Source organism: uncultured Aquimarina sp. (genome assembly GCF_947492965.1).
In the GTDB taxonomy this organism is placed as follows: Bacteria; Bacteroidota; Bacteroidia; order Flavobacteriales; family Flavobacteriaceae; genus Aquimarina.
In genome coordinates, this window is record NZ_CANLOZ010000001.1 from 420,825 (window position 1) to 436,148 (window position 15,324).

Annotated in this window: 13 protein-coding genes; 7 read left to right on the forward strand and 6 right to left on the reverse strand. The window is 32.5% G+C overall.

Going from position 1 to position 15,324, the window contains the following annotated elements; all coding sequences use genetic code 11:
* Positions 1-24: 24 nt before the first annotated feature.
* The 6 genes from Q1B37_RS01770 to Q1B37_RS01795 all read left to right on the forward strand — a co-directional run bounded on the left by Q1B37_RS01770 (position 25) and on the right by Q1B37_RS01795 (position 7,463).
* The gene (locus Q1B37_RS01770; RefSeq protein WP_299894765.1) at positions 25-2,196 is read left to right on the forward strand and encodes a S9 family peptidase; all 2,172 of its coding nucleotides are present in this window, start codon (positions 25-27) and stop codon (positions 2,194-2,196) included.
* A 42-nt stretch (positions 2,197-2,238) separates the two neighbouring features.
* The gene (locus Q1B37_RS01775; protein WP_299894768.1) at positions 2,239-3,828 is read left to right on the forward strand and encodes a peptide MFS transporter; all 1,590 of its coding nucleotides are present in this window, start codon (positions 2,239-2,241) and stop codon (positions 3,826-3,828) included.
* A 98-nt stretch (positions 3,829-3,926) separates the two neighbouring features.
* Positions 3,927-4,466, forward strand: a complete 540-nt coding sequence (locus Q1B37_RS01780) for a thioredoxin family protein (RefSeq protein WP_299894771.1) — start codon at positions 3,927-3,929, stop codon at positions 4,464-4,466.
* 174 nt (positions 4,467-4,640) lie between these two features.
* A complete protein-coding gene (locus Q1B37_RS01785; protein WP_299894774.1) occupies positions 4,641-5,297 on the forward strand; it encodes a hypothetical protein in 657 nt (218 codons plus the stop codon).
* Between the two features lie 287 nt (positions 5,298-5,584).
* A complete protein-coding gene (locus tag Q1B37_RS01790) occupies positions 5,585-5,923 on the forward strand; it encodes a hypothetical protein (RefSeq protein WP_299603778.1) in 339 nt (112 codons plus the stop codon).
* Positions 5,924-6,167: 244 nt separating this feature from the next.
* Complete coding sequence (locus tag Q1B37_RS01795) at positions 6,168-7,463, forward strand: serine hydrolase (RefSeq protein ID WP_299894777.1); 1,296 nt, start codon at positions 6,168-6,170, stop codon at positions 7,461-7,463.
* A 5-nt stretch (positions 7,464-7,468) separates the two neighbouring features.
* On the opposite strand, the gene Q1B37_RS01800 is transcribed toward Q1B37_RS01795, so the two are convergent.
* From Q1B37_RS01800 to surE, 6 genes are all read right to left on the reverse strand, one after another.
* Complete coding sequence (locus Q1B37_RS01800; protein WP_299894780.1) at positions 7,469-9,511, reverse strand: ComEC/Rec2 family competence protein; 2,043 nt, start codon at positions 9,509-9,511, stop codon at positions 7,469-7,471.
* 128 nt (positions 9,512-9,639) lie between these two features.
* On the reverse strand, positions 9,640-10,197 hold the full coding sequence (locus tag Q1B37_RS01805) for a hypothetical protein (RefSeq protein ID WP_299603770.1): 558 nt from the start codon (positions 10,195-10,197) through the stop codon (positions 9,640-9,642).
* Positions 10,198-10,288: 91 nt separating this feature from the next.
* The gene (locus Q1B37_RS01810) at positions 10,289-10,804 is read right to left on the reverse strand and encodes a C40 family peptidase (RefSeq protein ID WP_299894782.1); all 516 of its coding nucleotides are present in this window, start codon (positions 10,802-10,804) and stop codon (positions 10,289-10,291) included.
* Positions 10,805-10,819: 15 nt separating this feature from the next.
* Positions 10,820-11,929: a lipid-A-disaccharide synthase gene (gene lpxB / locus Q1B37_RS01815; protein ID WP_299603764.1), complete on the reverse strand. Its 1,110-nt coding sequence runs from the start codon at positions 11,927-11,929 to the stop codon at positions 10,820-10,822.
* Between the two features lie 24 nt (positions 11,930-11,953).
* Positions 11,954-12,235, reverse strand: a complete 282-nt coding sequence (locus tag Q1B37_RS01820; protein ID WP_299603761.1) for a hypothetical protein — start codon at positions 12,233-12,235, stop codon at positions 11,954-11,956.
* Positions 12,228-13,010 carry a 5'/3'-nucleotidase SurE gene (gene surE, locus Q1B37_RS01825; protein WP_299894785.1) on the reverse strand — a complete coding sequence of 261 codons (783 nt, stop codon included), beginning with the start codon at positions 13,008-13,010 and terminating at the stop codon, positions 12,228-12,230. Before surE ends, Q1B37_RS01820 begins: the two co-directional genes overlap by 8 nt.
* A 171-nt stretch (positions 13,011-13,181) precedes the next feature.
* Between surE and Q1B37_RS01830 the strand changes: the two genes are divergently transcribed.
* Positions 13,182-15,320: a carboxy terminal-processing peptidase gene (locus tag Q1B37_RS01830; protein WP_299603755.1), complete on the forward strand. Its 2,139-nt coding sequence runs from the start codon at positions 13,182-13,184 to the stop codon at positions 15,318-15,320.
* Positions 15,321-15,324: the final 4 nt, after the last annotated feature.

The following is a 15,324-nucleotide window of genomic DNA, read 5'->3' on the forward strand; positions in this document are numbered from 1 at the left end:
CGTTAACAAATTTTACAAAAAAGTATGAAGATTACCCAGTTGTTTTTAGGATTCCTATTATGTGTCAGTTTTACAACTGTTGCCCAAAATAAAGCATTTACGCTAGAAGAAATATGGGGAGGCGCCTTTAGAACAGAACGATTGCAATCGCTACACTCTATGAATAATGGAAAAGAGTATTCGGTGTTAGAAAGTGATACAGAAAATGGAAGTACTTCGATAGAAGTATATGATTATGCGACAGGAGAGAAGGCGAATACAATTATCAAATCTTCGAATATCGATGATCTTCAATTTTTTCAGAGCTATGAGTTCAGCAAAGACGAAAAAAGAATATTATTGGCAAGTGAATTAGAGCAAATTTATCGCCGTTCTTCGAGAGGTATTTATCATATTTTTGATGTTCCTTCAAACAGTAGTTTCAAAATAAGTGATAAAAAAATACAATCTCCTGCTTTGTCTCCTGATGGAAACAAGCTGGCATATGTGTTAGATAACAATATTTATGTTTTAAATTTTGTAACAGGAGAAGAGATCCAGCTTACAGACGATGGAAAGAAAAATGAAATTATCAACGGAATTACTGATTGGGTTTATGAAGAAGAATTTGCTTTCGTAAGAGCTTTTGATTGGAGTGCAGATAGTAATAAAGTTGCTTTTATACGATTTGACGAAAAGGAAGTTCCAGAATTTTCGATGGATGTATACGGTACTGCCTTATACCAAAAACAAGATGTTTTTAAATATCCGAAAGCTGGAGAAAAGAATGCGAAAGTTTCTTTGCATATAGCAGATTTAGGAACTATGTCTTTGGATAAGATTAATCTTGGAGATTATAAAGATTTCTATATTCCAAGAATTAAATGGTCTACAAATCCAGATATTTTGAGTGTTCAAGTTTTAAATAGACATCAAAATAATCTGGATTTAATTTTTGTAGATGCCAAAACAAAAACACCAAAAGTGGTTTTAAATGAAAAGGATGAGGCATATATTGATATTACCGATAATCTTACATTTTTAGAAGATAATAGTTTTATCTGGACAAGCGAGAAAGATGGATATAACCATATCTATCATTATAAAGAAACTGGAGAGCTCATTAATCAAGTAACCACTGGTTCATGGGAAGTTACCGATTACTATGGTTATGACGCAGCGAATAAGACCATTTTTTATCAAAGTGTAGAGAATAAAAATATCAACAGAGATATTTATTCTATTGGATTAGACGGTAAAAATAAGAAGAGACTGAGTAAAAAGGAAGGAACAAACGATGCAGATTTTAGTGCAGACTTTAGCCAGTACATTAATTACTTTTCTAATTCGGAAACCCCTTTCGAATTTACATTAAACAATGCTACTACCGGTGATGTAATTCGTGAGATTAAAAATAATCAGGGACTAAAAGATAAACTGGCTCAGTACGATGTGAGACCAAAAGAATTCTCTACGATAGAAATTAATGGAGAAACATTGAATATGTGGACCATTAAGCCAAAGGATTTTGATCCCAAAAAGAAATATCCTGTTCTTATGTACCAATATTCTGGACCAGGATCACAATCGGTGAGCAATGTTTGGAATAGAAGTAATGATTACTGGTATATGATGTTAGCGCAACAAGGATATATGATTGTTTGTGTAGATGGAAGAGGAACTGGATTAAAAGGTGCAAAATTTAAGAAGGTTACTCAGAATGATTTAGGAAATTTAGAAGTGCAAGATCAAATAGCCGTTGCTAAGCAGCTAGGAGCATTGCCTTATGTAGATGCTTCTAGGATTGGTATCTGGGGATGGAGCTATGGCGGTTTTATGTCTAGTAACTGTTTGTTTAAAGCTCCGGATACATTTAAAATGGCTATTGCTGTCGCTCCCGTGACTAGTTGGAGATTTTATGATACCATTTATACGGAACGATATTTGATGACTCCACAGGAGAATGCAAAAGGATATGATGATAACTCTCCAATTAATTTTGTAGATGGGTTAAAAGGTAAATTTTTATTAGTACATGGTAGTGCAGATGATAATGTTCATGTACAAAATACCATGCGTTTGATCGAAGCATTAGTACAAAAAAATAAAGATTTTGAATGGGCAATATACCCAGATAAGAATCATGGTATCTATGGAGGTAACACAAGATTACATCTATACAATAAGATGACCAATTTTATTAAAACGAACTTATAATAACTAAACAACTTATAAATTTTACTAACTTAATAATACAATATGGAATTTAAATTTGGAGGTTCAGAGATAAACCAAAGAACCGTTTTAGGACATCCTTCAGGGCTTTTTGTTCTCTTCTTTACTGAGATGTGGGAGCGCTTTTCTTATTATGGAATGCGAGCTTTACTTGTTTTATTTCTGGTAGCTTCTATCGTAGATGGAGGTTGGGGATGGGAGCGAGATAGTGCTCTATTGTTGTATGGATGGTATACGGGATTGGTTTACATCACTCCAATTTTAGGTGGGCTGATAGCGGATAAAATTACAGGGTATAGAAACGCTGTTATTTTAGGAGCATTATTAATGACTTTAGGTCATGCGTCCATGGCGCTAGAAGTTACAGCAGACGCTTTCTTTTATGCAGGATTGGGACTTTTGATTATTGGTAATGGGCTTTTTAAACCGAATATTTCTTCTATGGTTGGTCAATTGTATAAAACGCAAGGAAAAGAAAAAGATGCAGGATATACGATCTTTTATATGGGGATCAATGCGGGAGCATTTTTAGGAATATTATTATGTGGATATATTGGTGAGAAAGTCGGATGGCATTATGGTTTTGGTCTTGCAGGTATCTTCATGTTGGTAGGAATGTTGCAGTTTTATTTTGCACAAGGAATATTTGCAAGCATTGGTATTTCTCCCAAGAAGAGAGAAGAGTTGGACGATGTTATTGAAGATTCAATAGAAGATGCACAAGATGTAATTGAAGATGTTATTGAGGAATCTAAAGAGTCAAAGGTAACTAGAGATCGATTAATAGTGATTGGAGTCTTCTCTTTCTTTGTCATATTTTTCTGGTGGGCTTTTGAACAAGCTGGAGGTTCTATGACGATATTTGCTTCGGATTATACCGATAGGGTGTTGGAAGGAAATGGGGCAATGATTTTTAAAATATCTAATGCGGTGTTAACAGTAGTTCCGATGTTAATTATTACATGGGTATTAATGTTATTATTTAAACAAACTTTTGGAAAATATTCACTGTCCAACATTTTATTAGGAGTTGGATTTGCGATTATTTGGGGTATTGTAATTTGGATGTTACAAAGAGAGTTTGTTGCGGATTCTGCAGATGTGCCAGCTTCTTGGTTTGGTATCCTAAATTCATTCTTTATCATAGCATTTGCACCTTTATTTTCTAAAATTTGGCAAAGTAAATATAATCCTACTGGACCAGTGAAGTTTGCGATCGGATTGATACTTTTAGGATTAGGTTTTGGGATATTGGCATTTGGTTCTATGGGAATACCATTAGGAGCTAAAACAGCTTCGGTTAGTATGGTATTCTTGATTTTAGCATATTTGTTCCATACATTAGGAGAATTATGTATTTCTCCTGTTGGATTATCTTATGTAAGTAAGTTAGCTCCAGTTAAGTTCGTAGGATTGATGTTTGGAATTTGGTTTGTAGCTAATTTTATTGCAAATACAATGGCTGGTGTTACTGGTAGTTTTATAGATCCTATTGTAGAAGAATATGGAATGAGTGTATTTTTCCTAATGTTTACTGTAATTCCTGCAGGCGCTGGAGTTGTTATGTTAATATTAAACAAAACATTATTACGAATGATGCATGGTATTCGTTAACACTAAAATACTACTTTACCCGTTACCCAAAACGGGTAAAGTTTTTAATAAGGAATAGTTTTTGTTCCGACTAATATGTAAAACCAAATTTTAAACATATGAAAAACCTACTTTTTCTAATTGGATGTATGTTCATTTTTTCTGTCCAAGCACAGGAAATTAAATGGATGTCAATGAATGAGGCACTAGAAGCGCAGAAGCAAACTCCAAAGAAAATCTTTATGGATGTATATACCGATTGGTGTGGCCCTTGTAAGTTGTTGGATAAAAAAACTTTTCATAATAAAGATGTGGTGGATTATGTAAATGCTAACTACTATGCAGTTAAGTTTAATGGCGAAGGAACCGAAGAAATCAGATATAACGATTTTACCTATACCAATCCTAATCACAATCCAAATAGAAAAGGTAGAAATAGTCAGCATTTCTTTGCAAATGCGCTGAAGATTAGTGGATATCCTAGTATTGTGTTTTTTGATGAAAAAGGCAATTTAATAGCACCAGTTGTTGGCTATAAAACACCAAAACAATTAGAGATTTATCTAAAAATGATTCACAATGATGACTATAAAAACCTAACAAGTGCAGATGCATGGCAAAAATATGAACAATCATTTGTGAGTACCTTTAGCAACTAAAATAAATTAAATATACATATAAGATTAACCCTTTTGTCGATAAGATAAAAGGGTTTTTTTATAATCGTTTGATTTAATGAGGAATATAAAGCATGTTGGAATTAATACGGATGAATAAGGTAACAAAACGAATAAGTTTGACACTAATTAATAATAATTTCAAATACGTAAAGAATGAAGAAAAACTTATTCAGTTTAATAGCTGTTTTTGCCTTTTTTAATCTGGGCTTTGCTCAAGAAGTAAATGTAATTGGAAGACTAAACGGTAGTATCGGATTTAATTATGATTCTGTTGACTATAATGGAGGAAGCTTGGCCTATAGTCCTGGAGGAGGAATGGGATTAGAAGTTGGTGCAGAGTATCATATGTTCAAAGGGCTGTATGGTTATGGGACGCTAGGATTTCAATATAATTTAGCTCTTCAGCTACAAAGTGGAACAGGAGGCTCTAACAAGAGTTCAGTTACTTTTAATCGTACATTTTTCACTTTTGGAGTTCATAAACTTTTTAAATTATCAGACAATACTTTACACGGTTTAGTAATTGGTGCTGGTGGAAATTATAGCCTTCCTGGTAAATTAAAGATTACCCAGAATGATGTTTCTGGAGACCCAATTGAATATAAACCAGGTCTTGGTTTTCACTTGGATGCCAGACTTCGATTAAAATTGTCTGATAAGTTTTTTTTAGAACCAGGAATTAGATACAGACAGCTAGAACTCGATGCTAAGTCTTTTGGTAATAATAGTACAGATATTTTACCTTCTTATTTAAGAGAACTAAATACTTCTGGAATAGAAATTTCAGTTTCAGTTATAAAGAAACTATAGGCTGTTTATATATACCTGATTAGAGCCCTGTTACGAATTGGTAACAGGGTTTTTTGCGCATTAAAAAAGGTGTATCCTTAGAAACTTTAAGGGAAAACAATTATTGGAATTATTCCAAATTTTGTATCTTTGTATTGGAATTATTCCAAATTATAGAGATTCGTTAAACTTCATTAAAAGAATCTTAAAAACACAATTTGTGGAGTGTATTTTGCTTGTATTACAGAAATATACTTAAAATTCAAATATGCATAACATCAATACCTATTAAACAATAATAGTACTATATGAGTGGTATTAAGTATGAAATACAAAATAGAAAGCTTAGATCTTATAAGCATACGTTTGATTATAACTTTTGTAAGCAAAAGTATAATGAGTATGCTCGTATGGATTTGGATAAGTTTAAAGCATGTTTGAAGAAACCGGAGAAAATAGGAGAAATTGGACATCTATGTAGTTTCATTTTATGGGTAAAAAATAAAGAGCAGGATGAGTATCGAGATTGTCTTGGGGATTATGGACTGATTCATCTACTCTTCCATTGTTTGGAAAATAAGCATAATATAGAAGTCCATGCAGAGTATATTCATATGCTCTTCAAAGAAGATATTAAACTAGTTTGATGAATTTTGGGCTGCTTTTTCTAAAAAAGAAAGTATTGTCCTACAAATAGGTTGGTAAAATTTGTATCGAACCATTAAAAAATGTTAAAAAACACAAAAAATGGTATTTCAACGATGATATTTGCATATAATCGTTATATTTGATCAAATTTAAAATATTTAATAAACCAAATCGTTATTAGAATTATTAAAAATCATCCCCGTTTTCTTGATTTTGATATTCTTAACTTGAGCTTAACCTATTATGAAAAAACGTTTCATCATTGCCCCCTCAATGTTGTTATTAATAGCATTACTTTTTCCCCTTGTTTCTGCCAACAAAATAGAAACTCCAAAATTACCTACACCAGTGAAGCCGAAGTTAGCTTCAGTTGACTTTTTCAAAAACCCAATTTCGGATAAGCAAAAGGAGCTACTAGCTAAAGCTGTAGAGCAATATTTTAATAAGGCATTGCAACAAAATAAAATTATCGGAGCAGGAGTAAGTATTGTAAAATGTGATTCTGTGATATATCTAGAAGGTTTCGGAAAGAAAAATGCGTCTTTAAATGACAAAGTTGATCCTGAAACAATTTTTAGAATTGGTTCTGTTTCCAAAGGTTTTGCAGGGGTTTTGTCTGGAATATATGTAGAAGAAGGTTTATTAAATTGGGATGATAAAGTACATGATTATGTGTCTAACTTTGAGTTGGCAAATAAAAAATGGTCGGATAGTGTGACATTGTCTCATATCCTATCACACTCTTCTGGATTGCCATATCATAGTTTTACAAATTTGGTGGAAGATGGAATAGATTTGAGCACAATTGCTGGTCAATTTAAAAGTATTCCTACTATTGATAAACCAGGAAAGATTTATAGTTATCAGAACGCAGTATTCGCTCTAAGTGGTTCAATGATCGAAAAGGTAAGTGGCAAGTCTTATGGAGATGCTATAGCAGAAAAGATTTTTAACCCTTTACAAATGAATAGTGCATCTACGGATTACCATTCGTTACAGACAGCTACTAATGTTGCGATGCCTCATAGAAAGTATGGTAGACGTTGGAGATCTTTAAAATTGAACAAAAAATATTATAACGCGATACCTGCAGGAGGAGTGAATGCTAGTGTTGCTGATATGGCAAAGTGGATGCGTTTCTTGTTGGGTCATAATCCAGGAGTAATGAGTGCTCAAGGTTTAAAAAATGTGTTCAATCCTGTTATAAACCTTCCAGGAAAGAGTAAGTACTATCAGAAATGGAAAGGACATAAAGAGTCACAATATGCTCACGGATGGCGTATCCATGATTTTAAAGATAAGAAAACTGGAGAGTCTACTCGTATGATTCATCATGGAGGTCATGTGAATAGTTACAGAAGCGAAATCGCTTTATTTCCTCAAGAAGACTTAGGGATAACAATTCTTTTTAATAGTCCAACAAAATTAGCAAGAACAGTGATTCCAGATCTTCATAAAATTGTAAAGGAAGTAATGGAAATGCCGGTAGAAGAATTGTTAGCGGCAACCAATACCTCGGTCAATAAAAACGAAATTTAATTTAGTTATTTTAGTATATATGCTCCCTTTTTGTCAGTACGATGAAAAGGGATTTTTTGTTTCAAACAAGTGCGTTCCCATAGGTTTATATAACTCCTATAATTACTACCATCAGCAATAATCTGCTCAGGATGTATTTGTTCTATTACCTTCTCTAAATGAATTTTTGGTGAATTGATTAATAAAATGATGTCTGCTTTAAAGTTGGGTAAATCATATATTCCATTCTCATCAATAATAAAAATACGTTTGTTTTTATAGGTATAGATATTATGAAGTGTTTGAGGAGTTAAGAGTTTGAAGTTATTCGCTACCACGTGGCCTTTGATTAGAAAATCTATTGTTGTGTCCGTAATAGAATCCTTAGAAAATATTTTTAGTTGTTGATTTTCAGACACTCCTATAATTGTATTTCTGTGATTATGAAAAACAATAAGTTCTTCTGTATTAAGAGATATACTTTTTTCATAAGCTAATACGGATAAAAATAGTACGAGCAGAAGAGATAGGGCGAATAGTTTTTTTATATGATAGTTCTTTATAGTCTGGATAAATAAGATTATCAAAAGATATCCTGAGATGAGCATTCTCCCAGAAAAAGAGATGTCTTTTATAATAAATGCTTTTTGCGAAGCTACCCAATAAACAATGGTATTTATGAAGTCTATAAGGTTACCATAGACCATGACTATCCAATCGGTAAGTAAATGGATCTCTGCTAATAAAATCACTAAGATCCCTAAACCAAGAATAATACCCAAAATAGGGATGATAATAAGGTTTGATATGATGAATAATAGTGGGAATTGATGAAAATAGAATAATAATAAGGGTAGTAAACCTATTTGTGCTGTGATAGTAACAGTTAAAGTTTCCCATAAAATCTTATCAATGTAAAATCTAGGCTTGTATCTTTTTACAAGATGAGGTTGCATCCATATTATAGAAAAAACGGCTACATAACTTAATTGAAACCCAACTGAAAATGTTAGTAGTGGGTCTATAGTTAGTAATATAAATATTGATATTATCAACGCATTATAAATACTGGTTTTAGAACGAAAGTACGTGCCAATGGTTACAAAGGAAAACATGGTTGCTGCTCTAAGTATAGATGGTGATAAACCGGCAATTAATGCAAAACTCCATAAGCTGATAATGATAAGAACTATTTTAAGTTCTCGACTTTTTTTAAAGATGTAATCTAAAGGTTTAAGTAAAAAGTTTAGGAGTATTAATAATATTCCAACATGCAACCCTGATACGGCTAGTATATGGGTAGCTCCAGCGTTTTGATAATCTTTAAACGTGTCTATATCAATGTCCTGTTTTTGTCCTAGAATAAGAGCATTTATAATTGCTAATTGTTTTCTGGTAAAAGTATGTTTGGATAGATTTTTAAGAATATCGGTTCTAATGATATCAGCAACACGATATAGACTAAATTTAGTTTTATCAGTAAGAATTAGATTTTTAAAGTCAATAGTAGTTTGGTAAAACACATATTCGTAGCCCATATAAGTAGCATAGTTAAATTGGTTTGGGTTAGAGGGTTTTGGTATTGGTTTAAGTGGTGCATATGTAAGATATGATGTGCCGGCAATTAACTTAGTTTTTAGGCTTTTGTTTGGTAGCCTAAGTAGTACATCTCCTGTAACTTTATTGTTTTCTAATGAAGTAAGACTGATGATATATTTGTCATAAAATGAAGTTGATTTTAGCCTTTTTTTTACTAAAAACTCAAATGGGACTTGTCGTTCTGAGTTATTTAACCGATTTGTAAAGTAAAACGGGTCATTTTTTGGATGATATAATTCTACTAATGTTATACCAAAAAAGAAGAACGTGATTATAACTAAACCACTGAAGTGGATAGTACTGCGGAATATCTTGTTTGCGTACCACCAAGAAATAACTAAACCAGTTATACTTGCAGTTTGAAGTATGATTACTAGTCTAAGAGATATTGAAATATAGTATCCTAAGATAATTCCAAGAACCAGAGAAATGGTTAAAATTACAAAAGGAACATTAAGTAACTTTTTCACTACTAACAGATTAATGTATAGGTATTATGAGCCTATAATTAATCGTGTGTTGAAAAGAGTAGTTGTTACCTGTTATTACCTATTTTGTTCATCAAATAGGTGTCAATTTCTAAAAATTATAATGTAAGCTACTTTCTAATTCGATTTCTTCGTCTTGTAGTTCCTGAAAGTTCAGTCTTTTTGTCTTTAATCGTTACTTTTCCTGTATCTATTTTAACGGTATAGTCTGGGTGAGGTCCGTGCGGATCCACATCCAGTAAGATGTGAAGGCTAGAATTAGCCGTTGGGCCAAAATTATACGTTTCCTGATAACCTTCGTGAGTTAAGGCGTCAATTCTTTTACCATCGTGACGAATTATCATTTCATATTCTCCTCCGATCCCACTTTCTTTATCTAAACGTAAAAATTTTCTGCTATACGGTTTCATACCAACCAAACTTCCGAAATATCTGGATTTTGGTGTATGAAACCAATTTTTAAACCTAGGTGCTTCTTCCCAAATATAACCTTTATTATCTCTAAATTTATTACCCATGTAGTGTGTTAGAGAAGTAATTTCTTTTTTTACATTAAAAAGATTTCTATTTAGATGGTAATAGATAAATTGATCTTCATCATATTCCTGTCCATTTACTTTAGCATCAATAACTTTTTTTACTTCTAGAGGATCTAATGAGTATTCCATTGGTTTAATGAGTTTTAGTATACTAATTTATGATAAATTAGGGGAATTTAGAAAGAAGGAAATAAAAAATAAATAAAATAAAGTGAAAAAGCTATAAGATCCTTCTAACTCCAGCAAAACAATTATTCCAATAACGTTCATCTAAACTCGATATTGTAACTCCTTTAGAGGTTGAAGCATGAATGAACTGTATTTGTTTTCCTGTTTTTACTACCAACCCTACATGATTAATGCTACTTTTGTTTTTATTGGTTTTAAAAAACAATAGATCTCCAATTGCTACATTTTTCAAGGATACTTTAACGCCTTGTGTGGCCATGGCTCTGGAAGTTCTAGGGAGTACAACTTCTTCTTTCTTAAACGAAGTATATACCAAACCAGAACAGTCCATACCCCTTTTGGTAGTACCACCATATTTATATCTTGTACCTTCAAAAGTCTTTGCATAGTCAATTATGCTTTTTATTTTTTTGCTATTAGCATTAGCTCGAGTACTTTTTTTAGAAGTCTTCGTCGATTTTCTTGAAACTGTACTTTTCTTTTTAGCACCACCACAAGAAGAGAGTGTAATACCTAGTACAACAAGCAGATACAATAGCTTTTTCATTTTGGGATATCTTGTTTATTTTGTTTTTTCTACAATTAAATTAGCCGTTTTGTCACTGGCTCCTTTTCCGCCTAATTTCTTTTCTAGATCATAATACTCTAAAAACATCACAGCTCTTTTGTAGTCATCTAATATAATCGTAAGTTCTTCTTTAAGTTTTTTTGTATTAAAATCCCCTTGTATTAATTCGGTAACCACAGGCTTATCCATGATAAGATTTACCAAAGAAATATAATCAAGGTTGATAATTCTCTTGGCTATATGATAGGAAATTGCATTTCCTTTATAGCATACTACTTGCGGAACCTTAAATAAAGCAGTTTCTAAGGTTGCTGTTCCTGAAGTTACTAAAGCTGCAGTACTTAAACTTAGAATGTCATAGGTCCTATTCATAATAAGATGAACTCCTTCTTTTTTTATAAAAGGCTCATAGAATTCTTCATCTTGACTTGGAGCTCCTGCAATGACGAATTGATATTCAGAAAAATCATCGACAACACTGAGCATTACCTCAAGCATTTTGCGAATTTCTTGTTTTCTACTTCCGGGTAATATAGCTATTATTGGTCGGTCATCTAGTTGATATTCTTTCTTAAAATCATCTGGCATTACCTGTTTGTGATCGGCTATGGCATCGATAAGGGGATGTCCTACAAAATTTACATCATAGTCATATTTTTTGTAAAAATCTTTTACAAAAGGTAATATTACGTACATATAATCTACGCTTGCCTTTATAGTTTTTACTCTTCCTGCTCTAGATGCCCATACTTGAGGACTTATGTAATAATGAGTAGTATATCCTTTCGGTTTTGCCCATTCTGCAATTCGTAGATTAAAGCCAGAATTGTCAATTAAAATGAGTGCGTCTGGATTGTATGCTTCGATATCTTTTTTACACTGTTTTATGAATCCTAAAATTTTAAATAGATTCAAAATAACTTCTAAAAAGCCCATAAAGGCTCTTTCTTTATAATGAAGTACCATAGTACCTCCAACTGATTGCATTAAATCTCCTCCCCAAAACCTGATTTCGGCGTTGGGATCCTCTTTAAGAATAGATTTCATTAGGTTGGCTCCATGTAAGTCGCCAGATGCTTCTCCTGCAATAAGATAATATTTCATCTTTTAAGATACGTTCAAAGTGTGTTAACCAAATTTGCTGATAGCAATTCCTACTGCGGCTACTAAGGTAGCTAATAGAACACCTCGGGCTCTGTAAGGTTTGTTCTGTTTTAAAAATAAAAAGAAAACTATGAGATTAAGAATCGCTCCTAAAGCGATTAAACTTCCCAAAAAGTTATTTTGTTGAGCTGCTTTTAACGTTTCAGTAATACTTAATTCCGAAAACAATAAAATATATAAAGCGATCCCAACAGTGTTTGCAATAATTCCGGTAATAAAGCCGATTATAATTTCTTTTTTAATCATGTAATGACCAGTTGTTTAATTCTTGAATATAATGATGAGCAGTAAGATCGAATTGTGTAGGTACGATAGATACATAACCGTTTTGTAATGCCCATTCGTCTGTATCTTCGCCTTTATCTTCATTGATAAATTTTCCAGAAAGCCAGTAGTAATCTTTGCCCATTGGATTAGTTCTTTTGTCAAACTCTTCAACCCAGTGTGCATTTGCTTGTCTGCAAATTTTTATTCCTCTAATTTCTTCTTTGCTTAATTTCGGGATATTTACATTAAGTACTATGCCTTTGGGAAGACCATTTTGAAGTACATTTTCAACAATTGTTTTCACGTATTTTCTTGCAGGTTCAAAATCAGCTTCCATGCTATAATCTAATAACGAAAATCCGATGGCGGGTATTCCTTCTATTCCTGCTTCCACAGCAGCACTCATAGTACCAGAATAAATTACATTAATAGCCGAGTTAGAACCATGATTAATTCCACTTACACAAAGATCCGGCTTTCGTTTTAAAATCTGTCTAGTTGCCATTTTCACACAATCCACAGGAGTACCTGAACAGCTATATTCTTTTTGAGGAGCATTTTTATCCACGGTAATAGGATCGCAATATAGAGTATTGTTTATCGTAATAGCATGTCCCATGGCACTTTGCGGGCTATCTGGAGCAACGACATATACATCTCCGATTTCGTTCATTATGTTAATTAACATTCTAATTCCTGGGGCTGTAATCCCGTCATCATTCGTAACTAGAATTAACGGTTTTCCTTGTGACATGCGGTTGTTTTTTTCTCTGGTAAAAATACATTTTTTTTATTCTAAATATATAATTCTAAATCAGGAGTATATATAATTAGTTCTTTTAAGAAAAATTTAGTAATATTACCTCTTATTGGCACGATTTTTAATGTAATTTGCCAAGAACACCCCTAAATTAAAAATGAGCGTATGAAAAAGAGTTTTTTGGTATTGATGCTTACCGTAATCGTTTCAGCTGCCTCTTGCAGTTTTACAACAAAAGTAGACAACAATGACCCTGACAAAGATCGAATACTAATTGATCTTATAAGTTATGTATTAAGCAAAGGTCATTATGACGCAAAGGATATTAATGATGATTTCTCCAGAAATGTTTTTGTTGATTATATAGACGCTTTAGATCCATTAAAGCGATATTTCTATCAAAGAGATATTGAAGAATTTAAAGAGTTTGAAACTTTAATTGATGATCAGATTAGAGATAAAGAAATTGAATTCTTTAATATGACCTATCAAAGACTACAAACTAGAATGGAAGAAGCAAGAACCTTATACAAGGATATCTTGGATCATCCTTTTAATTTTGAAATCGAGGAGTCTATTAATACAGATTATGAAAAGTTATCATACGCTAAAGATAGAGAGGAGATGAAAAATCGTTGGAGATTGCAATTAAAATTTAATGCATTGTCCAGTTATTATGATAAAGTAGATGAACAAATAGATTCTATTACCAAAAATAAAGACTACAAGAGAAAATCTGCTGTTGTTTTAGAAGAAGAATCACGAGAGATTACGAAGACTTCGCTAAAAGAATATTTTGAGTTTGCTGATGATTTAGAGCGTAAGGATTGGTTTTCTATCTACATAAATTCTATAGTTGAAGAATTTGATCCTCATACATTTTATTTCGCTCCACAGGATAAAGATAGATTTGATATCGCAATGTCCGGTAAATTAGAGGGTATTGGTGCTAGATTACAAAAGAAAAATGATAACGTAAAGATTATCGAGATTATTTCTGGAGGACCAGCTTGGAGAGGAAATAAAGTAGAAGTTGGTGATTTTATCATGAAAGTAAAGCAAGAAGATGAAGTAGAGCCAGTAAGTATTGTAGGGATGCGACTTGATGATGCAGTAAGTTTAATAAAGGGACCAAAAGGGACTAAAGTAATGCTGACTGTTAAGAAGGTTGACGGAACAATAGAAAACGTTGAGATTGTTAGAGACGTTGTTGAATTAGAAGAAACATACGCTAAGTCTTCTGTAGTAAAGAAAAATGGAAAGAATTTTGGAATTATAAATTTACCAAAATTCTATTTTAATATGCAAGATTATAATCAACGTAATGCTGCGAAGGATGTAAAGCAGGAAATTATACGTTTGAAACAACAAGACATGGAAGGCCTGGTGATAGACCTTAGAGATAATGGTGGAGGATCGTTACAAACTGTTGTGGATATAGCGGGTCTTTTCATTGATAAAGGACCTATTGTACAGGTAAGAACAAAAGGAGAAACACCTGAAGTATTAAGTGATAAAGATCGTAATATCTTATGGGATGGACCTTTAGTAATTTTAGTAAATGAATTATCAGCTTCTGCTTCCGAAATCTTAGCAGCTGCTATGCAAGATTATAAAAGAGCAATCATTATAGGAAGTAAACAGACATACGGTAAAGGTACGGTACAAAATGTAATGGATCTTAACAGATGGATGAGAAGTAATGACTTTGGGGATTTAGGAGCTCTTAAATTAACAACCCAGAAATTTTATCGAGTAAACGGAGGATCTACACAATTAGAAGGAGTAAAGAGCGATGTAGTTGTTCCGGATCGTTATAGTTATATCGATATTGGTGAGAAAGATCAAGAAAATCCACTTCCTTGGGATAAAATTCCAGCTGCCGATTATAATCTATGGGATGGTTATATTGATTTTGACCAAACTATAAATAAAAGTAAGGCTCGTATGGCTACCAATGAGCAACTTAAATTGATAGATGAAAATGCTAAATGGGTAAGAGAAAAAAGAGATGTAAATGAGTATTCTCTTAATTATAATAAATACAAAGCGAATATAGAGCTTAATGAAAAACAAGCTAAACGTTTTGATCGCTTAAATGATTATAAAACAAATTTAACTTTTGAATCCCTGCCTTATGAAAAGGAATTAATGAAAAAGGATTCAATTTTAGAAGAAAAAAGAAATAGATGGCATAAGAGTCTTAGCAAAGATGTGTATGTAGAAGAAGCATTAAGTGTTTTGGAGGATATGAAAATTAATAATATTAGAAGATCTAAAAACCCACTTACGCTAAAGAACTAACATG

Coding starts and splice junctions, on each gene's coding strand:
- Q1B37_RS01805 (WP_299603770.1), bottom strand. CDS start 10,197: ATGGAATACTCATTAGATCCTCTAGAAGTAAAAAAAGTTATTGATGCT.
- Q1B37_RS01785 (WP_299894774.1), top strand. CDS start 4,641: ATGAAGAAAAACTTATTCAGTTTAATAGCTGTTTTTGCCTTTTTTAAT.
- Q1B37_RS01795 (WP_299894777.1), top strand. CDS start 6,168: ATGAAAAAACGTTTCATCATTGCCCCCTCAATGTTGTTATTAATAGCA.
- Q1B37_RS01810 (WP_299894782.1), bottom strand. CDS start 10,804: ATGAAAAAGCTATTGTATCTGCTTGTTGTACTAGGTATTACACTCTCT.
- Q1B37_RS01770 (WP_299894765.1), top strand. CDS start 25: ATGAAGATTACCCAGTTGTTTTTAGGATTCCTATTATGTGTCAGTTTT.
- Q1B37_RS01780 (WP_299894771.1), top strand. CDS start 3,927: ATGAAAAACCTACTTTTTCTAATTGGATGTATGTTCATTTTTTCTGTC.
- lpxB (WP_299603764.1), bottom strand. CDS start 11,929: ATGAAATATTATCTTATTGCAGGAGAAGCATCTGGCGACTTACATGGA.
- Q1B37_RS01775 (WP_299894768.1), top strand. CDS start 2,239: ATGGAATTTAAATTTGGAGGTTCAGAGATAAACCAAAGAACCGTTTTA.
- Q1B37_RS01820 (WP_299603761.1), bottom strand. CDS start 12,235: ATGATTAAAAAAGAAATTATAATCGGCTTTATTACCGGAATTATTGCA.
- Q1B37_RS01790 (WP_299603778.1), top strand. CDS start 5,585: ATGAGTGGTATTAAGTATGAAATACAAAATAGAAAGCTTAGATCTTAT.
- surE (WP_299894785.1), bottom strand. CDS start 13,010: ATGTCACAAGGAAAACCGTTAATTCTAGTTACGAATGATGACGGGATT.
- Q1B37_RS01830 (WP_299603755.1), top strand. CDS start 13,182: ATGAAAAAGAGTTTTTTGGTATTGATGCTTACCGTAATCGTTTCAGCT.